General features: G+C 57.0%; 20 protein-coding genes. 13 read left to right on the plus strand and 7 right to left on the minus strand.

The window, feature by feature from the left end; all coding sequences use genetic code 11:
- Window positions 1-45: 45 nt before the first annotated feature.
- Window positions 46-915, plus strand: coding sequence for a LysR family transcriptional regulator (locus V6L79_RS20340; protein WP_321834090.1), 870 nt, complete (start codon window positions 46-48; stop codon window positions 913-915).
- Between the two features lie 167 nt (window positions 916-1082).
- Here V6L79_RS20340 and V6L79_RS20345 read toward each other — a convergent pair whose 3' ends face one another.
- The gene (locus V6L79_RS20345; protein ID WP_321834092.1) at window positions 1083-1955 is read right to left on the minus strand and encodes a LysR substrate-binding domain-containing protein; all 873 of its coding nucleotides are present in this window, start codon (window positions 1953-1955) and stop codon (window positions 1083-1085) included.
- Window positions 1956-2071: 116 nt separating this feature from the next.
- Here V6L79_RS20345 and V6L79_RS20350 point away from each other — a divergent pair, with 116 nt between their 5' ends.
- Together V6L79_RS20350 and phnX are read left to right on the plus strand one after the other, a co-directional pair.
- Window positions 2072-3181 carry a 2-aminoethylphosphonate--pyruvate transaminase gene (locus V6L79_RS20350; protein ID WP_321834095.1) on the plus strand — a complete coding sequence of 370 codons (1110 nt, stop codon included), beginning with the start codon at window positions 2072-2074 and terminating at the stop codon, window positions 3179-3181.
- Between the two features lie 61 nt (window positions 3182-3242).
- Complete coding sequence (gene phnX, locus V6L79_RS20355) at window positions 3243-4070, plus strand: phosphonoacetaldehyde hydrolase (RefSeq protein ID WP_261739143.1); 828 nt, start codon at window positions 3243-3245, stop codon at window positions 4068-4070.
- Between the two features lie 59 nt (window positions 4071-4129).
- On the opposite strand, the gene V6L79_RS20360 is transcribed toward phnX, so the two are convergent.
- Window positions 4130-4690 (minus strand): NADPH-dependent FMN reductase, encoded by a 561-nt coding sequence (locus V6L79_RS20360; RefSeq protein WP_261739144.1) that lies wholly within the window; start codon window positions 4688-4690, stop codon window positions 4130-4132.
- A gap of 196 nt (window positions 4691-4886) precedes the next feature.
- On the opposite strand from V6L79_RS20360, the gene V6L79_RS20365 reads away from it, so the two are divergent.
- The gene (locus V6L79_RS20365) at window positions 4887-5108 is read left to right on the plus strand and encodes a hypothetical protein (protein WP_261739145.1); all 222 of its coding nucleotides are present in this window, start codon (window positions 4887-4889) and stop codon (window positions 5106-5108) included.
- 248 nt (window positions 5109-5356) lie between these two features.
- Window positions 5357-6268, plus strand: a complete 912-nt coding sequence (locus V6L79_RS20370; RefSeq protein ID WP_261739146.1) for a LysR family transcriptional regulator — start codon at window positions 5357-5359, stop codon at window positions 6266-6268.
- Between the two features lie 53 nt (window positions 6269-6321).
- Here the strand turns inward: V6L79_RS20370 and V6L79_RS20375 are convergent, their stop codons facing one another.
- The 4 genes from V6L79_RS20375 to V6L79_RS20390 all read right to left on the minus strand — a co-directional run bounded on the left by V6L79_RS20375 (window position 6322) and on the right by V6L79_RS20390 (window position 9075).
- Window positions 6322-6897, minus strand: coding sequence for a GNAT family N-acetyltransferase (locus V6L79_RS20375; RefSeq protein ID WP_261739147.1), 576 nt, complete (start codon window positions 6895-6897; stop codon window positions 6322-6324).
- A 129-nt stretch (window positions 6898-7026) separates the two neighbouring features.
- Window positions 7027-7785 carry a DNA polymerase III subunit epsilon gene (gene dnaQ, locus V6L79_RS20380; protein ID WP_261739148.1) on the minus strand — a complete coding sequence of 253 codons (759 nt, stop codon included), beginning with the start codon at window positions 7783-7785 and terminating at the stop codon, window positions 7027-7029.
- The gene (gene rnhA, locus V6L79_RS20385; protein WP_261739149.1) at window positions 7778-8230 is read right to left on the minus strand and encodes a ribonuclease HI; all 453 of its coding nucleotides are present in this window, start codon (window positions 8228-8230) and stop codon (window positions 7778-7780) included. The genes dnaQ and rnhA overlap by 8 nt, the downstream gene beginning before the upstream one ends.
- Window positions 8231-8316: 86 nt before the next feature.
- Window positions 8317-9075, minus strand: a complete 759-nt coding sequence (locus V6L79_RS20390; RefSeq protein ID WP_261739150.1) for a class I SAM-dependent methyltransferase — start codon at window positions 9073-9075, stop codon at window positions 8317-8319.
- Between the two features lie 73 nt (window positions 9076-9148).
- Here V6L79_RS20390 and gloB point away from each other — a divergent pair, with 73 nt between their 5' ends.
- The 8 genes from gloB to fabI all read left to right on the plus strand — a co-directional run bounded on the left by gloB (window position 9149) and on the right by fabI (window position 19773).
- Entirely contained in the window at window positions 9149-9928 is a 780-nt protein-coding gene (gloB, locus tag V6L79_RS20395) for a hydroxyacylglutathione hydrolase (protein ID WP_261739151.1), read from the plus strand.
- A gap of 99 nt (window positions 9929-10027) precedes the next feature.
- Window positions 10028-11428 carry a lytic transglycosylase domain-containing protein gene (locus V6L79_RS20400; RefSeq protein WP_261739152.1) on the plus strand — a complete coding sequence of 467 codons (1401 nt, stop codon included), beginning with the start codon at window positions 10028-10030 and terminating at the stop codon, window positions 11426-11428.
- 156 nt (window positions 11429-11584) lie between these two features.
- Window positions 11585-13414 (plus strand): extracellular solute-binding protein, encoded by a 1830-nt coding sequence (locus V6L79_RS20405; protein ID WP_261739153.1) that lies wholly within the window; start codon window positions 11585-11587, stop codon window positions 13412-13414.
- Window positions 13411-15252 carry an extracellular solute-binding protein gene (locus V6L79_RS20410; RefSeq protein ID WP_338579415.1) on the plus strand — a complete coding sequence of 614 codons (1842 nt, stop codon included), beginning with the start codon at window positions 13411-13413 and terminating at the stop codon, window positions 15250-15252. Before V6L79_RS20405 ends, V6L79_RS20410 begins: the two co-directional genes overlap by 4 nt.
- Window positions 15253-16326: a microcin C ABC transporter permease YejB gene (locus V6L79_RS20415; RefSeq protein WP_261739155.1), complete on the plus strand. Its 1074-nt coding sequence runs from the start codon at window positions 15253-15255 to the stop codon at window positions 16324-16326.
- A gap of 1 nt (window position 16327) precedes the next feature.
- Window positions 16328-17347, plus strand: coding sequence for an ABC transporter permease (locus tag V6L79_RS20420; protein ID WP_261739156.1), 1020 nt, complete (start codon window positions 16328-16330; stop codon window positions 17345-17347).
- 1 nt (window position 17348) lies between these two features.
- Entirely contained in the window at window positions 17349-18959 is a 1611-nt protein-coding gene (locus tag V6L79_RS20425) for an ABC transporter ATP-binding protein (RefSeq protein WP_321834105.1), read from the plus strand.
- Window positions 18960-18978: 19 nt separating this feature from the next.
- Window positions 18979-19773, plus strand: coding sequence for an enoyl-ACP reductase FabI (gene fabI / locus V6L79_RS20430; RefSeq protein ID WP_016782317.1), 795 nt, complete (start codon window positions 18979-18981; stop codon window positions 19771-19773).
- A 76-nt stretch (window positions 19774-19849) separates the two neighbouring features.
- On the opposite strand, the gene V6L79_RS20435 is transcribed toward fabI, so the two are convergent.
- A complete protein-coding gene (locus V6L79_RS20435; protein ID WP_338579416.1) occupies window positions 19850-20548 on the minus strand; it encodes a helix-turn-helix transcriptional regulator in 699 nt (232 codons plus the stop codon).
- Window positions 20549-20552 lie beyond the last annotated feature (4 nt).

Here is a 20552-nt window from a genome sequence, read left to right on the forward strand (position 1 = left end):
TTTATCGTATTTCACTCATAAGCTCAGCTTGTAAGAGGTTATCCGATGCCGGTTTCCCATGCGCAGTTGAAGGCCTTCCACGCAGTTGCTGTCCACGGCAGTTTCACTCGTGCCGCCGAACGGTTGTTTTTAAGCCAGCCAGCCATCTCCGATCAGGTCCGAAAGCTCGAAGAGCGTTTTGGGGTGTTGTTGTTCCACCGCAACAAACGCTCGGTGCGCCTGACCGACCTGGGTGAGCGCTTACTGAGCATCACCCAACGCCTGTTCGTGGTTCAGGCCGAGGCCCAGGAACTGCTGCAAGCTTCCCAGGCCCTGCAAACCGGCAGCCTGATTCTGGCTGTGGACGCGCCGGTTCACGTGTTACCGCAAATTGCCCGCTTCTGCGAACGCTACCCAGGAATCACCGTAAAAATCGAAACCGGCAACACCGATGAATCCCTGGCGCGCCTGTTCAACTATCAGGCGGACCTGGCCCTGCTCGGGCGCGACGTCAACGACGAAAGACTGCTGAGCGTACCCTTGCGCAGTGATCCGATGGTGGCGTTTGTCGCGCGCACCCACCCATGGGCCAGTCGCAGCTCCATCTGCCTGGCCGACCTGGATGATACGCCGCTGGTGCTGCGCGAAATGGGCTCCGTGACCCGGCAAACCCTTGAAGAAGAAATGAGCCAGGCGGGCCTGCGCATCCGCGCCGCGATCCAGGTGGAGGGCCGCGAAGCCGCACGCGAAGCGGTGGTGGTCGGAATTGGCGTGGGGGTCGTATCGGCAGCCGAGTTCGGTTCGGACTCGCGGGTCTGCGCCTTGCCAATCACCGACTGCAAGAGACGCCTGACCGAGACGCTGGTGTGCCTGAAAGAGCAGAGATCACGGCGGGTGGTAGCGACGTTTTTGGAGATTGTGCGGGAGAGTTTGTAAATCACGATCACTGAACCGTAGCAGTTGCCGAAGGAACGAGGCTACGTCCGGCGGCGAAGCCATCGTAAAGTCAGCTCACTTGTTATTACAGAAAAAACGCGTACTACGAGTTTGCGATCGCTTCGCAATCGAACGTAGCCTCGTTGCTTCGGCAACTGCTACGGGTTTTATTCGCTCAAAACTTTTGGCGCCAACTCCATAAACGCCTTGATCAGCCGCAACTCGGCACGCCGCTCCATGCAACCCAGCATATGCAGATTGATCAGCCCCGCCCCGTTGATCGGCACTGCCCGTACACGGGGGTCATGGCTGACCTCTACCGACGACACAATCCCCACCCCAAGTTGCGCCGCGACGGCTTCGGTCACAGCTTCACGACTGTCCAGTTCCAGCAGCACTCGCGGGCTGACCCCGGCCTGCTCGCAAGCGCTATCGAAAGTGCGACGGGTAATCGAGGTCGGTTCGCGCAGCACCATGATCACCTGATCCAGTTGCGCAATCGCAATACCATCGGGCAGCGCCAACCACGGATGGTTGGCTGGCACCAACGCGCATATCCGTGACTCATCCAACGGGCGCAAGCTCAGCCCTTTACGTGGCTCAACTTCAGTCAGAACAGCGACATCGGCATGCTCCGACAACAACGCGGCCAGGGTTTCCTGAGCATTGCCCAGGCGCAAGTTCACGGTAATCCCCGGATAACGTGCCCGCAGACTCGCCAGCATCGGCATCACCAGATGCGGACCGTCGGCCGCCACCTCAAGCCTCCCGGTGAGCAGTTGCCGATTGGCTTCAAGCATGACCTGCGCTTCATCCACCAAGCCGAACATGGCACGGGTGATAGCCGCCAGCTTGATCCCTTCTTCGGTCAACTCCACACGCCGTGCCGTACGCCTGAGCAGAGTGATCTGGTAGTGCTCTTCAAGAGCCTTGATATGCCCGGTCACCGCTGGCTGGCTGATAAACAGCCGGGCCGCCGCCCGAGTAAAGCTGCCCTCACGGGCCACGGCGTCAAACGCACGGAGCTGGAACAAGTTCATGGCTATAAGCCTCACTGATGATTGGCATAACAACAAACAATTTGATTGATATCAACACAAACTGCAATTTATGCCGTGTATCCAGTAGCCATCCCAATGCTTGTGAGGAAACCAGAATGAGTACTGCCGCGCCGATCCTGCTGACCCCTGGCCCACTGACAACGTCGGCGCGTACACGCCAGGCGATGATGGTCGATTGGGGCTCCTGGGATGACAGCTTCAACCAGCTGACTGCCAGCCTTTGCGAGCAACTGCTGGCTATTCTCAATGGCGCTGACAGTCATTACTGCGTGCCTCTACAAGGCAGCGGCACATTTGCCGTCGAGGCAGCCATCGGCACACTCGTGCCACGAGACGGCAATGTGCTGGTACTGATCAACGGCGCCTATGGCAAACGCCTGGCTAAAATCTGTGAAGTGCTGGGGCGTCGCTTCAGCACCTTTGAAACCGCTGAAGATGAGCCCACCACCGCAACCGACGTCGACCGCCTGCTGCGCGCCGACCCGAGCATCACCCATGTGGCACTGATTCATTGCGAAACCAGTACCGGAATTCTTAATCCGCTGCCCGAAATTGCGGCGGTAATTGCCCAGCACGGAAAGCGTCTGATCATCGACGCCATGAGTTCCTTCGGCGCCCTGCCGGTCGATGCCCGGCAGGTTCCTTTTGACGCGCTGATCGCTGCTTCCGGCAAATGCCTGGAAGGTGTACCGGGCATGGGCTTTGTCTTTGCCCGAAAACAGGCGCTGGACAACGCTGCAGGCAACAGCCACTCACTGGCGATGGACCTGCACGATCAGCACGCTTATATGACCAAAACCGGGCAATGGCGCTTCACCCCGCCGACTCACGTGGTCGCCGCACTGCACGAAGCGCTGCTGCAATACAACGAAGAAGGCGGTTTGCCAGCACGGCACCAGCGTTATGCCAACAACTGCCAGGCACTGCTCGACGGCATGGCCAAATTGGGTATTCGCAGCTTCCTGCCCGAAGCCATTCAGGCGCCCATTATCGTCACCTTCCATGCCCCCAAAGACCCGCGCTACCAGTTCAAGGAGTTTTACGAACGCGTCAAGGCCAAGGGCTTCATCCTGTACCCAGGCAAATTGACCCAGGTCGAAACCTTCCGTGTGGGCTGTATCGGCCACGTCAATCAGGCCGAAATGCAAGCAGCGGTAAACGCAGTAGGCCAGGTACTAAAAGAGATGGAAGTTTTCGAAATCTGATGGTGTGGAAACAACCTAACTCACTTCGTGCGGCTCACCCGCTCATACAGGACTTACTGACATGAACTACACCAACCCAAGCAAGCTGCAAGCCGCCATTCTCGATTGGGCCGGCACCGTGGTCGATTTCGGCTCTTTCGCCCCAACCCAGATTTTTGTCGAAGCGTTTGCCGAATTCGACGTGCAGGTTTCCATCGAAGAAGCACGCGGCCCGATGGGCATGGGCAAGTGGGACCACATCCGCACCCTGTGTGATCAACCGCAAATCACCGAGCGCTACAAAAAAGCCTTTGGCCGCGCGCCGAGCGACGATGACGTAACTGCGATTTACCAGCGCTTTATGCCACTGCAAATCGAAAAAATCGCCGAGCACTCGGCATTGATCCCAGGCGCCCTGGAGACTATTGCCAAGCTGCGTGAGCAAGGCATTAAAATCGGTTCGTGTTCAGGCTACCCGGCGCAAGTAATGGCCAAAGTTGTTGAACTGGCGGCCACCAATGGCTACGTCGCCGACCATGTAGTGGCCACCGACGAAGTGCCTAATGGCCGCCCTTGGCCAGCCCAGGCTCTGGCCAACGTGATCGCGCTGGGCATTGATGACGTGGGCGCCTGCGTGAAGATCGACGATACCGTACCGGGCATCCTTGAAGGTCGCCGTGCAGGCATGTGGACTGTCGCGCTGGTATGTTCCGGCAACGCGCTGGGCCTGACCTACGCCCAATACCAGGCGCTGGACCCCGCGACACTGGACAGTGAGCGCACCCGCATCCACGCGCTGTTTGCAGGTTCACGCCCGCACTACCTGATCGACACCATCAGCGACCTGCCGGACGTGATTGCCGATATCAACCAGCGCCTGGCCAAGGGCGAGATGCCGCAGAGCAGCTGAGTGAGCTAAAAAAAAGCGGCAGCCCTGAATCAGGCCTGCCGCTTTTTTAGATCTATGGCTCAGAGCTTGTGATGCTGCTCAACCCACTTGGCGTACTCGTCGATAAACTTTTGCAAAAACGGTCGGGTTTTATCTGACAGCTTGCCGGACGCATCAAACGCATCCCCTGCTCCCCCCAGATAGGCCTCAGGTTGCTGCATGCATGGCACATTGAGGAACACCAGCGACTGGCGCAAATGGTGGTTAGCCCCGAAGCCACCGATGGCCCCTGGCGAAACGCTGATCACCGCGCCCGGTTTGGCATTGAATACACTTTGACCATAAGGACGCGAGCCGACATCGATGGCGTTTTTCAGCACGCCAGGTACCGAGCGGTTGTACTCTGGAGTCACGAACAACACGGCATCGGCCGGGCGTATCTGATCGCGGAAGATGGTGTATGGCGCAGGTGGCTGTGTGGCATCAATGTCTTCGTTATACAGCGCCAGATCACCAATTTCGACAATGAACAGTTTAAGGCTGGCCGGGGCCAACTCTGCCAGAGCCTGGGCCACTTTTCGGTTGAGTGAATCCTTCCTCAAACTGCCAACCAACACTGCAACGCTGTAGACCTTGCTCATAGAAAACCCCGAGTCTGTGGCTGTAAGAAGATTAGTTATAGATGATCGGACGCCTTTCTTGCACCCCAGTTCACCCTATCGGCCTGCAAGCCTGTAAAGTAGGCGGACTATTTTTTAAACATTGTTAAACTTCCCCTGCTGAACAACGGTCTACAGAACCGCAAATTGGGTGTTTATCTCCAGAGGTTCTCTACAAATGGCGGCAGTTCTCGTTGGGCAATTTCATGCAAGGGATGCGGAAGGCCGTGTCTATTCCGTGCATGAATTTGAAAATTTGGAAGCAACAGGTGACCAACTCGTAACAACGTACAAGTTGGCCATTGGCGATCGCGTCAAAAAGAACGATGACAATAATTTCGAGCTGGTGCAATCGGGCGTCATATTGGTTCGTGAGCCTTCTCCGATTGTCGCAGTCTGACCTGTTGCACACGGCATTTAGCTGAAGTCAAAGGATGAGACCGGGATCAGGCTTCGCACGGCTGAAACCTCATCTGCCGGACACGAGTGTCCTGTCTCACGAATACGATCCTTTTTTGACGAGTGGCTGTTGTTGTCAGTCAAGGCGCCGCGACGACTCATAGCTGGCTATGGGGAGGAGCGGCAACGCAGCATGGCAACAACAGACGCCGTCAAAAAGGATCAGTATTTGCGAGACAGGACACCAGCATGCGCTTACGCCACATCGAAGTGATTCAAGCCATCTTGCAAACCGGCAATCTCGGCCATGCTGCCGAATTGCTGCAATTGCCCGCAGCCACCCTCAGCGCAACGCTGCAGGAGGCCGAACAGCAATTGGGCTTCATGCTGTTTGCCAGCGTTCGCGGGCGGCTTCAAGCCACCCGCGATACGCTTGTACTGCAACCCCTGATCAACCAGCTGTACCAGGCACTTGAGCCGCTGCGCCAACTTGGCAACGAGTTGCGCCAGCATCAGGAACCAGCCTTGCGCGTGGTCTGCAGCGAAACGTTGGCACGCCCTCTGCTCCCTCACTGTATTGGCGCCCTCAGACGCCGCTTTCCCGATACCCCGAGCACTCTTGGCAGCCAGCCCTGTGCTGAAATCGTGCGCAGTCTGTTAATGGACGAATGTGATATCGGCTTTAGCCTGCAGCCATCAGAACAACCGGGGATCGAATGCCTGCCTCTGGTTCAAGGCAAAGTACAGTTTCTTGCGCCCCACGGCTGGTTATCCCCCAAGCACAAATACATCGCGCTACAAGAGCTGGCAGGCCAGGCAATGATTGGCCTGCAACAGCACGACCCTTTAAGCCGCGTACTGGACAGCAAGCTGCAAGCCTTGCACCCGGCGCCCGTCGTACAGATTCAGGTACAGAGTTACCAGATGATGCGCAGCATGGTGGAAGCAGGCGAAGGGCTGGCGCTGGTTGACCCGTTTACGGCCGTGGGGGCCAAAGCCAGTGGGTTGGATGTTTGCCCGATATCACCGGCGATCCCGGTGACACTCTATGCGTTGACGCGCAAAGGCGCGCAGCCTGGGCCCGCACTGAATGCGCTGCTCGATATCGTGCGTTTAAAGGCCGAGGCGTTGCTGTCTGATCAGGGGTTGGTGACGCTTTAGTTACCCAGGGGCCGCAAATCCTCGTAGCCGCGGCTGAAGGAACGACGCTGCGGCTACGAGTTGGTATTCTCAAAAATCAAATACCAGAAAATCGCCACTTCGCTGGTCTGCGGATCAATGCCGCGATAACGCAAGTGATCGATACCCCCCACCTGATACCCACAACGCTCGTACAACCGGCAGGCGCCAAGATTGTTGTTCTGGGTCTCAAGCATGATCCCCGGCAGGTTTTTCTTGTGGCTCCAGAACCTGACCACGTCCAGCAGCGACTTGGCCACACCATGGCGGCGGGCACTGACGACGACTGCCAGCTCATCAACATGGGCATAACCGTTCCAGTTGGTGCTAACGACCACATGCCCAACCGGCTGATTGTCCAGATACGCCATGAAAATGTCGCTGTCCTTGCCACCGCGATAGCTGGCAAATTCATCCGGGTCAATGCCGTAGCATTTGCGGTAAGGCGTGATCAGATCCAGCGGCCAGTGCTCGACCTTTTTATGCCGATCGGCACGGGCGTAAGCACGCACTTCAAAGCTGAAATCGTTGCACCAGACATACGGAGCAAAACCTTCGTCAGCCACACGTACCGAGACTTCAGGGTCCTTGGGATTCCTAACCAGATGCATGAAAAATCCTTCTTTCCTGTCAAGGACTGCCCGGCTTTATATAGCCGTTGCCGCAGTGCGATAGGGGCGCAGGAGTACTGCCTTCACAACCCATCGCTGCCTTCGGCAGTGACTACACAAATCCCGTGCTTATTGCAGCGTTTGCCCTTTCGCGTCGAGCAACTGCGCCCACAACGACGGGCCACCTGCTGACTTTGCAATAGCTTCAAGCCGTGCCGCATGCTCGGCCAAGTCGCTTTCACTTGCACGAATAATCCGACCCGGCTGACGGTCGGCCGACAAGCGGCGGATCTCGCTGGCCTGATTGCCCGAACCTTCGCCCGAGCCGTTTCCGTCGGAGGCATTACCGGCCAGCGACAGGCTGGTCTGACCGCCGGTCATTGTCAGGTAAACGTCTGCCAGGATCTCGGAGTCGAGCAGTGCGCCGTGCAACTCACGGCCCGAGTTGTCGACGCCATACCGTTTGCACAAGGCATCGAGGCTGTTGCGCTGGCCCGGATGACGCGCCCGCGCCATTGCCAGGGTATCGAGAATGGTGCAGTACTGCGTCAAGTCAGCGCGATCCGTCTGCCCGATCAGGGCAAACTCGTTATTCAGAAAGCCCACGTCAAACGCGGCGTTATGAATGATCAGCTGAGCGCCCTTGATGAATTCAAAAAACTCATCGGCCACTTCAGCAAAGCGCGGCTTGCCCACCAGAAACTCGTTGGTAATACCGTGGACGCCAATGGCGCCCTCGTCACTTTCACGATCAGGTTGCAGATACACGTGAAAGTGCCGGCCGGTCAGACGCCGCCCCATCAACTCCACGCAACCGATCTCGATCACCCGATGGCCATCGGTAACCGGCATACCGGTGGTTTCAGTATCGAGAACAACACTACGCATGCTTGATTCCCCGCACCTGGTCTACCCCGCGATTGGCCAACTGGTCGGCGCGCTCGTTGCCTGGGTGACCAATGTGCCCGCGTACCCACTGCCACTTCACGGTGTGACGACTGACTTGCTCATCGAGTAATTTCCACAGGTCGGCGTTTTTCACCGGTTCCTTGGAGGCGGTTTTCCAGCCGCGTTTTTTCCAGTTGACCATCCACTCGGTGATGCCTTTCATCACGTACTGCGAGTCGGTCACCAGCAACACTTCGCATGGGCGCTTGAGTTCTTCAAGCCCACGAATGGCAGCCATCAGCTCCATGCGATTGTTGGTGGTATTGGCTTCGCCGCCCCAGAGTTCTTTTTCAACCCCTTGGCAAACCAGCAAAGCGCCCCAGCCACCCGGACCAGGATTGCCCTTGCAGGCACCATCAGTGAACATTTCAACGCTATCAATCATTACAAACTTTCCAGAAAAGGCTGCTTATGGCCTGACCATTGGCAATGGGCAGTGCCTGGGCCGGGTTAACCCGACCCACTATAAATTCAGGGTTCAGTATGGCGCCGGTTGACCTTGGCCATTTGCAGAGGAATCAGCTTGCCCATCGGCTCTCGGCGTAGCGGGTTGACGGGACGCAAGCCCACTACCATTTTGCGCGCGACCAATACATAGAAGCCGCCACCGGCCAATTGCCAGCTACCGGCCTTGCGCTCCCAGCCGGACAAACGGCTTTGCCACGCCTTGGATGCAAGCGGCGGACGATAGCACCCGAAGCGGCGTTTCTCCAGCGCAAAGCCCAGCAGGTTCAACCAGTCGGCGACGCGTGAAGGTGAAATGCAACGTGCTTTACGCAAGGCATCCTTGGCGAACACATGGCGCAACCCCCAACTGCTCCAAGGGTTGATCCCGACAATCAACAAGTGCCCGCCGGGACGCACACTGCTGGCCGCCTCGCGCAACAAACCATGGGGTGACAGGCAAAAATCCAGGCCATGCTGCAACACCACAACATCCGCTGCATGCTCACACAGCGGCCAGGCCTGCTCTTCACAAATGATTTCAACACCTGGCAGAGGTGCACCAAGACGCACATTGCGCCGCACTTGCGCAGCCTGTGGCGGGGGTTCAGCGCCAGGACCGTAATGCACCAGGTAGCCTCCGAAAAAGCGTCCCAACTCGTCCTCAAGAACCCGTTGCTCATCTTCGAGCAACAATTGTCCATGAGGACCAGACAGCCATTCACGTGCCGAACTGATCAGCGCCAGCCACTCAGGATCTGCCTGAGCCAATGCTTTATTGGTCATTGCTCCTCCAACTCGCCATCTACCTATCACAAGCCCTAAGATGCGCCATTGTTTCGCACTTGGGAATTGCACCATGTTACAGATCGACGCCCTGCCCGCCTTCAGCGACAACTACATCTGGTTGCTACAGGACACCACTCACAAGCGCTGCGCCGTGGTCGATCCGGGTGACGCCGCACCTGTGCTGGCCTGGCTGGACCTGCACCCGGACTGGGTGTTGAGTGACATCCTGATCACTCACCACCATTTCGATCATGTCGGCGGTGTTACGCAGCTGCATGAGCACACTAACGCGAAGGTCTGGGGACCGGCACTTGAGACCATTCCAGCCCGACAAGTGGCACTCCGTGACGCCGACCGCATCGAGGTACTGGGCCTGGAATTCCAGGTGATTCTAGTGCCGGGCCATACGCTGGGGCACATTGCCTACTACCACGATGCGGCGTCGACACCCCTGCTGTTCTGTGGCGACACCTTGTTTGCCGCCGGTTGTGGCCGACTGTTCGAGGGCACCCCCGAGCAGATGCACCACTCGCTGAGTCGACTGGCCGCGCTGCCCGACAACACGAGCGTGTATTGCACCCACGAATACACCTTGAGCAATTTGCGCTTTGCCCAGGCAGTAGAGCCCAATAACCCGGACGTTACAGCGCGAGTGGCGCAAGTCACGCAATGGCGCGCCGAAGGTCGCATCAGCTTGCCATCATCTATAGCCCTCGAATTACGCACAAATCCCTTTCTGCGGGTCAATGAAACATCTGTTAAAGAAAAAGCTGACGAGTGGAATTCACTCGACAATGACTCGCCCAGTGCTGTCTTTGCCAGCTTGCGCAGTTGGAAAGACACGTTCTAAACAAGGTCGCGGTTGGCACAAAAGTTCTGAACAGTTGACCGCGCCCCCCCTGCTTCCTAGAATCCCCCGACATTTTTTCCTGAAATCATCCTCCAGCCAATGTCGTCATTTAAAGGTCACTCCATCAATTCAGACGCATTGACGCGCTTGGTTAAAGCCATCGCGGTGGCTGTGTCCGCCACTCTCGCGGGCTGCCAATCCATGGATCATTCGGCGCAAACCACCGAACGCGCCAGCCTGAAAATCACCAAACGCATTCCCCAGGAGCCGCTCTGGCTCAGTGAAAAGCCTAGCCCCGTTGCCCCGCAGGATGTGTGGGAACGGATGCGCCAGGGTTTCAAACTGCAAGACGGCCAGAACGTTAACCCCCGAATCGAACAACAGCGCTTGTGGTTTGCCAGCAACCCGTCGTTTCTCGAAAATGCCGGCGAGCGCGGCAGCCTGTATATCCACTACATCGTGGAGCGCCTCGAAGAACGCAACATGCCCCTTGAACTGGCCCTGCTGCCAGCCATCGAAAGCGCCTATAACCCAATGGCGTACTCCCACGCCAATGCGGTAGGGCTCTGGCAGTTTATTCCTTCGACGGGCCGCTACTTCAATTTGCGTCAAACTCGCGCCTATGACGGCCGTCGCGACATTACCGCCTCGACGATTGCGGCCCTGAACTACCTGAACCGTCTGCACGACATGTTCAACGGCGACTGGCTGTTGGCCCTGGCGGCCTACAACGCTGGCGAAGGAACCGTGAGCCGGGCCATCGAACGCAACGAAAAACTCGGTTTGCCGACTGACTACTGGAACCTGCCACTGCCGCAGGAAACCAAGGACTACGTCCCGAAACTGCTGGCCCTGTCCCAGGTGGTTCTGGCCCCTGAGGCTTATGGTATCAACCTGAACCCGATCGCCAACGAACCCTACTTCGAAATGGTCGAGATCAAGCAGTCCATGGACTTGTCCCGCGTGGCAGCCCTGGCCGAGATCGACGAAGACGAGATGTTTCAGCTAAACCCGGCCTACAAGCAGCGCGCCACCACTGATGGCCCGCAACACTTGTTGGTGCCTACTTCCAAAGCTCAACTGCTGACCGCCAGCTTGTCCAACCTCAAGCCTGAAGAGCTGGTAAGCCTGCGCCCTAAAAAGCCGGTTTTTGACACGATTGCAAGCACTCAACCAGCTCGACTGAATCGCAAGTACCAGGTTAAAAGTGGCGACAACCTGACGCTGATTGCCAAGGCCAACAAGGTCGACGTCAAAGACCTGCAACACTGGAACAAACTCAGCGGCAACAACCTCAAGGCAGGGCAGGTCCTGGTCATGCAGGACACCCGCAAACCTACAGGTAGAAAGGCCACGCAATACAGGGTCAAAAAAGGTGATTCACTGTATATCGTTGCCAAGCGTTTCAACGTTGAAATGCAACATCTCAAGCGCTGGAATCCAAACAGCGCAAAAGCCCTAAAACCCGGGCAAATGCTGACAGTCTCAAAACCGCGTTAAGCGGAAGGGGATTATCCTTGCGGGCAAGTTGAGTCCTACACAAAAGTAGGACTCAACTTGCCCGCAGTGCTTTCCAGCGTGGCCTTTTTCCTACAGATACAAGCTGTTACTGTACGGAAACCCTAAGCCCAATGCCTGGATCGGATCTCTGACTTGATGCGTCCCCTCCTTACGCTATTTATCAGCCTGGCCTTGAGCTTCCCTGCAAGCGCAACCCTGAGCGAAAGCCACGGTTATGCGCAGTTCGGCACCCTCAAATACCCGGCCACATTTACCCATTTCGATTGGGTAAACCCTGACGCGCCCAAAGGCGGGACCTTGAAGGTCATGGCGTTCGGCACCTTTGACACCCTTAACCCCTATACCTTCAAAGGCACCAGCCCGGTATCGACCCCTAATTTCTTGCAATACGGGGTCAATGAACTCAACGAAACCCTGATGGCCGGCACTGGCCAGTACGCGCCCTCCGGCGACGAGCCAACCTCCAGCTATGGCTTGATCGCGCAGTCGGTGGAGTACAACGAAGAACGCAGTTGGGTCGTCTTTAACCTACGGCCAGAAGCCCGCTTTCACGATGGCGCTCCGATCACTGCCTACGACGTGGCGTTCTCTTACAACCTGTTGCTCAAAGAAGGCCACCCGCAGTACCGGACCAATCTTCAGGAAGTACTGCGGGTCGATATTCTGGGCCCCAAACGCATTCGCTTTGTGTTCAAACGTGCGGGCAACCCGTTACTGATTTTGCGCTTGGGCGAATTGCCAGTCTTGCCCCAGCACTACTGGGCTAAACGCGACTTCAAAGCCACTACCTTCGAACCACCGCTGGGCAGCGGGCCTTATCGCATCACCAAGGTCACTCCCGGCCGCCAATTGGTCTTTGAACACGTGAAAAACTGGTGGGGCGCCAATCTCCCGGTCAATCGCGGCAAATACAATTTTGACCGGGTTGAAGTGGAGTTCTATCGCGACAGCGATGTCGCGTTTGAGGCCTTCAAAGCCCGTGAATTCGACATCTATATCGAACATCAGGCCAAGAACTGGGCCAATGGCTATAACTTCCCCGCCGTACGCCGCGGTGATGTGATCAAGGCCGAAATTACCCACCAGATCCCGACGCAAACCCAGGGGCTGTTTATGAACAGCCGCCGCGCCAGTTTTGAGCAAAGCAAAGTCCGTGAGGCCCTGGGTTTGATGTTCGATTTTGAATGGACCAACCGCACACTGTTCAACGGCGCCTACAAGCGCGCCTTGAGCTATTACCCCAACAGTGAGTTTTCGGCCAGTGGCATTCCCCAAGGGCATGAATGGCTGATGCTTTCGCCCTGGCGCAGCCAACTGCCACCTGAACTGTTCAGCCAAGCCTTTGCCCTGCCTCAAACCAATGGTCGCGGCATTCCCCGTGAAACCCTGCGCCAAGCACTGGGTTTGCTGGCCGAAAGCGGCTGGAAACTCTCCGGCCAGCGCCTGCTCGATAGCGAAGGCAAGCCGCTGCGTTTCGAAATACTGCTGGTTAATCCCAACCTTGAGCGCATTCTGCAACCCTATGTGGAAAACCTGGCCAGCATCGGCATCGACGCCCGCCTGCGCACTGTCGACCGTGCTCAATACAAACAGAGACTGGATCAGTTCGACTTCGACATGATCCTGATGACCCTCGACCAGACCCTGAGCCCCGGCCTTGAGCAGTGGCAGTACTTCCACTCGAGCCAGGCCAACATCAAGGGCAGCAAAAACTATGCGGGCGTGGCCAACCCCATTGTTGATCAGTTGCTCGAGCGCTTGCTGGCCGCCCAGACCCGTGACGAACAATTGTCAGCGGGGCGAGCCCTGGACCGCGTGTTGCTGTGGCAGCACTACATCATTCCCAACTGGTATCTGAACTATCACCGACTGGCGTACCGCAACCGGTTCGCCTTTGTGACTACGCCGCCCTACAACTTGGGCCTTAGCGCGTGGTGGCTTAAGCCTACGGAGAAAACCCAATGATGCCCTTGCGTACGTTGCTCAAGCCCGTCGCCGGCTTGCTGTTGGCAGGTTTTGCCTGCGCGGCGCTGGCCGCCCCACAACATGCCTTGACCCTCTACGACGAGCCGCCCAAATACCCGGCCAACTTCAAGCATGTGGAATACGTCAACCCGGACGCGCCCAAGGGCGGAACGTTTCGTAAGTCCGCACTGGGCAGTTTTGACAGCCTCAACCCCTTTATCAATAAAGGGGTTCCGGCCGATGATATTGAACTGACCTTCGATACCCTGGCCCGGCAGACCCTCGATGAGCCCTTCACCTCCTACGGCCTGATCGCCGAGAAAATCGAAAAAGCCCCTGACAACAGCTGGGTACGGTTTTATCTGCGCCCGGAAGCAAAGTTCAGCGATGGTCATCCGATCCGTGCCGAAGACGTGGTATTCAGCTTCGATACCCTGATGAAAAACGGTTCACCGCTGTACAAGGGCTACTACAGCGATGTCGACCAGGCCATCGCGGAAAACCCGCTACAGGTGAAGTTCACTTTCAAGCACAACAAAAATCGCGAGCTGCCGCTAATTCTTGGCCAGCTCCCGGTCCTGCCCAAGCACTGGTGGGAAACCCGGGATTTCGGCAAGGGTAACCTTGAAGTTCCGCCAGGCAGCGGCCCCTACACCATCACCGAGATCAAGCCCGGGCGTTCGATTCGTTACGAGCGCAACAAGAACTATTGGGGCAAGGACCTGCCAATCAACAAGGGTCTGTACAACTTTGATGCGATTACCGTCGATTACTTTCGCGACAACAGCGTGGCCTTTGAAGCACTCAAGGCCGGTCAATTTGACTACTGGCTGGAGATCAGCGCCAAGAACTGGGCCGGCGCCTACAACGCCCCCGCGTTCACTCAGGGCCGCTTGAAAAAAGAAGAAATCCGCAACCACAACCCTACGGGCATGCAGGGCTTTATCTTCAACCTGCGCAAACCCATGTTCCAGGATGTTCGTGTGCGCGAGGCGCTGAGCCTGCTGTTTGACTTTGAATGGGCCAACAAGCAGTTGTTCAGCGGTGCCTATGCACGCACCGGCAGTTACTTCGAAAACTCGGAAATGGCCGCCAAGGCACCACCAAGCGAAGCAGAACTGGCCATTTTGGAGCCATTGCGCGGCCAGATTCCCGATCAGGTGTTCACCCAGGTCTTCAAACCGAATGCCACCGACGCCAGCGGCATGATTCGCGAACAACAACGCCGCGCCTATCAATTGCTGCAGGAAGCAGGCTGGCGCATTGTCGACGACAAGATGGTCGATGCGCAGGGCAAGCCGGTCATTATCGAGTTTCTGCTGGCACAAACCGAATTTGAGCGAATCCTGCTGCCATTCAAGCGCAACCTCAGCGACTTGGGCATCGACTTGCAGATTCGTCGGGTCGATACGTCTCAGTACTTGAACCGTCTGCGTTCGCGTGACTACGACATGATTGTCGGCAGCTTCCCGCAGTCCAGTTCACCGGGCAGCGAGCAGCGTGAATACTGGGAGTCGCAAAGTATCGATAAACCCGGCAGCCGCAATTTTATAGGGCTCAAGAACCCGGCCATCGACCAACTGACTGAAGGCCTGATCAACGCCGAGTCCCGGCAAAGCCTGATCAACTACGCCCGTGCGCTGGATCGAGTGCTGCAGTGGGGTTTCTACGTGATCCCCAACTGGCATATCAAAACCTGGCGCGTGGCGTATTCAAGCCATATCGGCCATCCCGAAGTGACCCCGAAGTACGATATTGGCACCACGACATGGTGGGCAAAACCTGACGCCAAACCTGCTACTCCCACTAAACCTGCAAGCGCGGGCCTGGAGCCTTAAATGCTGGCTTATATATTCAGGCGACTGCTGCTGATTATTCCGACGTTATTCGGGATCCTGCTGATTAACTTCATCATCATCCAGGCCGCCCCCGGTGGCCCGGTTGAACAGATGATCGCCAAGCTCGAAGGCTTTGATGGCGCCACCAGCCGTATTGCGGGAGGCGGCTCCGAGGTATCGGTGGCCGGTTCCAATTATCGCGGCGCACAGGGCCTCGACCCGGAACTGATCAAGGAAATCGAAAAGATGTACGGCTTCGACAAGTCGGCGCCGGAACGCTTGTGGATCATGATCAAGAACTACGCGCAGCTGGACTTCGGCGAAAGCTTCTTCCGCGATGCCAAGGTCATCGACCTGATCAAGGAGAAAATGCCGGTGTCCATCTCGCTGGGGTTGTGGAGCACCCTGATCATGTACCTGGTGTCGATCCCGCTGGGGATCGCCAAGGCGACACGACACGGCAGCCACTTCGACGTCTGGACCAGCTCATTGATCATCGTCGGCTATGCGATCCCGGCCTTTCTGTTTGCCATCCTGCTGATCGTGCTGTTTGCCGGAGGCAGCTATTTTGACTGGTTTCCCTTACGCGGCCTGACCTCCAACAACTTCGACGAGCTGAGTGTAGGCGGCAAGATCCTCGATTATTTCTGGCACCTGGCGTTACCGGTCACCGCGTTGGTGATCGGCAACTTCGCCACCATGACCTTGCTGACCAAAAACAGCTTTTTGGATGAGATCAACAAGCAGTATGTGGTCACGGCCAAAGCCAAGGGGCTGACTAACCACCGAGTGCTCTACGGCCATGTTTTCCGCAATGCCATGCTGCTGGTGATCGCAGGGTTCCCGTCGGCATTTATCGGAATTTTCTTTACCGGCGCCTTGCTGGTGGAAGTAATTTTCTCTCTGGATGGCCTGGGCTTGATGAGTTTCGAAGCTGCCATTAATCGCGACTACCCCGTGGTATTCGGCACCCTGTTTATCTTCACTCTGGTCGGGCTGGTGGTGAAGCTGATCGGCGACCTCTCATACACCCTGGTCGATCCGCGAATCGACTTTGAAAGCAGGGAGCATTGAGATGAAACTATCGCCTCTGAATCGACGCCGCTTTGCGCGCTTCAAAGCCAACAAGCGTGGCTGGTGGTCACTGTGGATTTTTCTGGTGCTGTTCGGCCTCAGCCTGAACGCCGAATTTATTGCCAACGACAAACCCTTGGCGATCGATTACGACGGCCAGTGGTATTTCCCGGCACTCAAGCGTTACCCGGAAACAGTCTTCGGCGGCGAGTTCCCCCTCGAAGCCAACTACAAAAGCCCGTATATCCGTGAACTGCTGGCCAAGAAGGACGCCTGGGTACTGTGGCCGCCTATCCCTTACAGCTATCAGAGTATTAACTACGACCTGAAAGTCCCCGCTCCTGCTCCACCCTCCGCCGAAAACTGGCTAGGCACCGATGACCAAGGCCGCGATGTGCTGGCGCGGGTCATTTATGGTTTTCGGATTTCCGTGCTGTTCGCTCTGACCCTGACTGTTTTAAGTTCGATTATTGGCGTGATAGCCGGAGCGCTTCAGGGCTTTTATGGCGGCTGGGTCGACCTAGCCGGTCAGCGCTTTCTGGAAATCTGGTCAGGTTTGCCCGTGCTGTACCTGCTGATCATTCTTGCCAGCTTCGTGCAGCCCAACTTCTGGTGGCTGCTGGGGATCATGTTGCTGTTCTCATGGATGAGCCTGGTGGACGTAGTACGCGCCGAATTCCTGCGTGGGAGAAATCTGGAATATGTACGCGCAGCCCGAGCCCTCGGCATGCAGGACATGGCCATCATGTACCGCCATATTTTGCCCAATGCGATGGTCTCCACCATGACCTTCATGCCGTTCATCCTGACTGGCGCCATCGGCACCCTCACTGCGCTGGACTTTTTGGGCTTCGGCCTGCCACCAGGCGCGCCGTCACTGGGTGAGCTGGTCGCTCAGGGCAAGTCCAACCTGCAAGCTCCCTGGCTGGGCATCAGTGCCTTTGCGGTGCTGGCCATCATGCTCAGCCTGCTGGTGTTTATCGGTGAGTCCGCTCGCGATGCCTTCGACCCGAGGAAATGAGATGACGCAGGACAATCTGATCGAAGTACGCGATCTCTCCGTCGAGTTCATCTCCGGTGAAAAATCACAACGTGCAGTGCAAGGCATCAGTTTTGATATCAAACGTGGGGAGACCCTGGCCCTGGTCGGCGAAAGTGGCTCGGGCAAATCGGTCACCGCACATTCGATCCTCCGGCTGCTGCCCTACCCTCTCGCACATCACCCTAGCGGCAGCATTACCTATTGCGGGCAGGACTTGCTGAGCCTGAGCGAGAAAAAACTGCGGCATATCCGTGGCAATCGCATTGCGATGATTTTTCAGGAACCCATGACCTCGCTGAACCCGCTGCACAGCATTGAGAAACAAATCAATGAAGTGCTGGCCATTCACAAGGGGCTGATGGGCAAGGCAGCGACAGAACGTACACTGGAGCTTCTGGAGCTGGTCGGCATCCCCGAGCCTCACAAACGCCTCAAGGCCCTGCCACACGAGCTTTCAGGCGGCCAGAGGCAGCGTGTAATGATCGCCATGGCCTTGGCCAACGAGCCTGAGCTACTGATTGCCGATGAGCCCACGACGGCACTGGACGTTACCGTGCAGCTGAAAATTCTTGATTTGCTCAAGGATCTGCAAGCCCGCCTGGGCATGTCGTTGCTACTGATCAGTCACGATTTGAACCTGGTTCGAAGAATTGCACATCGAGTATGTGTCATGCAGCGCGGTTTAATCGTCGAACAAGCATCGTGCGAGCAGCTGTTTCGTTCGCCACAGCATCCTTACACCCGGGAACTGCTCAGTGCAGAACCCAGCGGAGGCCCGGCCAACACTGTTGCCGGCCCGCCATTGCTGGAAGTCGAGGACCTGAAAGTCTGGTTCCCGATCAAAAAAGGGCTGTTGCGCAAGACCGTTGATTACGTGAAAGCGGTCGACGGCATCAACTTCAGCCTGCCACAGGGGCAGACCCTGGGTATCGTGGGAGAAAGTGGATCGGGCAAGTCGACACTGGGCCTGGCGATTTTACGGCTGATTGCCAGCAAGGGTTTGATCAGTTTTGAAGACAAACGGCTAGACTGTTTGTCGCAGAAAGAAGTCAGGCCGCTGCGACGGGAAATGCAGGTGGTCTTCCAGGACCCGTTTGGCAGCCTCAGCCCGCGCATGAGCGTCAGCGAGATTGTCGGTGAAGGTTTGCGCATTCATCGCATGGGCACAGCTGCAGAGCAAGAAATCGCAATTATTGAAGCCTTGCGAGAAGTAGGTCTGGATCCGGAAACCCGGCACCGTTACCCTCACGAGTTTTCAGGCGGACAACGGCAAAGAATCGCCATTGCCCGGGCGCTGGTTTTAAAACCAGCATTGATTCTGCTCGACGAGCCAACGTCAGCGTTGGATCGGACAGTACAACGGCAGGTGGTTGAGTTGCTGCGGTCTCTGCAGACCAGACACAACCTGACGTATTTGTTTATCAGCCATGACCTGGCTGTCGTTAAAGCGCTTAGCCACCAGTTGATGGTGGTCAAGCATGGCCAAGTGGTCGAACAGGGTGAAGCGCAAAGCATCTTTGCCTCACCGCAACATCCATATACACAACAGCTGCTGGAAGCCGCCTTTTTGGCACCAGTGGCTGTCGATTAACCTGATAGAGGAACAACACATGGGTTTTCTCACCGGTAAGCGCGTACTGATCGTTGGTGTCGCCAGCAAATTGTCCATCGCTTCTGGCATTGCTGCCGCCATGCACCGTGAAGGCGCTGAGCTGGCTTTCACTTATCAGAACGAAAAGCTGAAAGGTCGTGTTGAAGAGTTCGCCGCAGGCTGGGGCTCGAACCCTGAGCTGTGCTTCCCTTGCGACGTGGCCAGCGATGAAGAAATCGCCAAGGTCTTCGAAGACCTGAGCAAGAAGTGGGACGGTCTGGATTGCATCGTTCACTCCGTAGGCTTCGCCCCTGGCGACCAGCTGGACGGCGACTTCACTGACGCTACCACCCGTGAAGGCTTCCGCATTGCTCACGACATCAGCGCCTACAGCTTCGTGGCCCTGGCCAAAGCCGGTCGCCCTATGATGAAAGGCCGCAATGGCAGCCTGCTGACCCTGTCCTACCTGGGCGCCGAGCGCACCATGCCTAACTACAACGTGATGGGCATGGCTAAAGCCAGCCTGGAAGCGGGTGTTCGTTACCTGGCAGGTAGCCTGGGTCCTGAAGGCACGCGCGTTAACTGCGTATCGGCAGGCCCGATCCGTACCCTGGCAGCGTCGGGCATCAAGAACTTCCGCAAAATGCTGGCGGCCAACGAAGCGCAGACCCCACTGCGTCGTAACGTCACCATCGACGAAGTCGGCAATGCCGGCGCTTTCCTGTGCTCGGACCTGGCGTCGGGCATCAGCGGCGAAATCATGTACGTAGACGGTGGCTTCAACACTACCGCCATGGGCAGCCTCGAAGAGTAAATCCTTCGCTGTAGCCGCTACTCAAAACGCCCGGCGCATTTATTGCACCGGGCGTTTTGCATTTGCGCATGAAATTTCAAAAACTGATGCCAAAACGGCTGCCCAGCTCCTTCCGCCCTTTGGCCGTCAACCCAAGCGCCCGGCTATCCAGGTCTTGAGTCACCCATTGGCGGGCAATGGACATTTGCAGGAAAGCTGCACCCAGCGTTCCCGCTAGATGAGGGCGGCGCATGCTCCAGTCCAGACACCCGCAGGCAAAGCGGCGGCGCTGCGCTCGCAGCGTCTCGATCTCCATACCAAGCCCCGTCAGCGCCTTCTCGCCATCCAGCGTGAGTTGATACATGCCATCGCCGGACGCAGCAGTGACCAGCCAGGCAGACTCGATGAAAAAATCATGCAGGCGAACCGCCAGCGTCCCCGCCATATGGTCATAGCAGGTTCTGGCAAACTGCAAACGATCAGGGGCCGTGGGTACAAACCGGGGCGTGGCGATCTTGCTGATGACCATCAGAGCTTCGATGGCCCGGGCGACGTGGTCATCAGCCAGGCTGTAGTAACGATGCCGACCCTGTACATGCAGCTTGACCAGCCCATCCTCTTTCAGCCGCGCCAGATGCGCACTGGCCGTGGATGTTCCCACCTGGGCAATCACAGCCAGCTCTGTACTGGTCCGCGCGTGGCCGTCCATCAGCGAACAGAGCATCCTGGTTCTGGCTGGCTCGGCAATAGCCGCCGCAACCTGAGAGATATCGGTGTCATGACCTGAAACATCCATATTT

Origin of the sequence: Pseudomonas sp. ML2-2023-6 (assembly GCF_037055265.1) — a bacterium.
Lineage (GTDB): Bacteria > Pseudomonadota > Gammaproteobacteria > Pseudomonadales > Pseudomonadaceae > Aquipseudomonas > Aquipseudomonas kulmbachensis.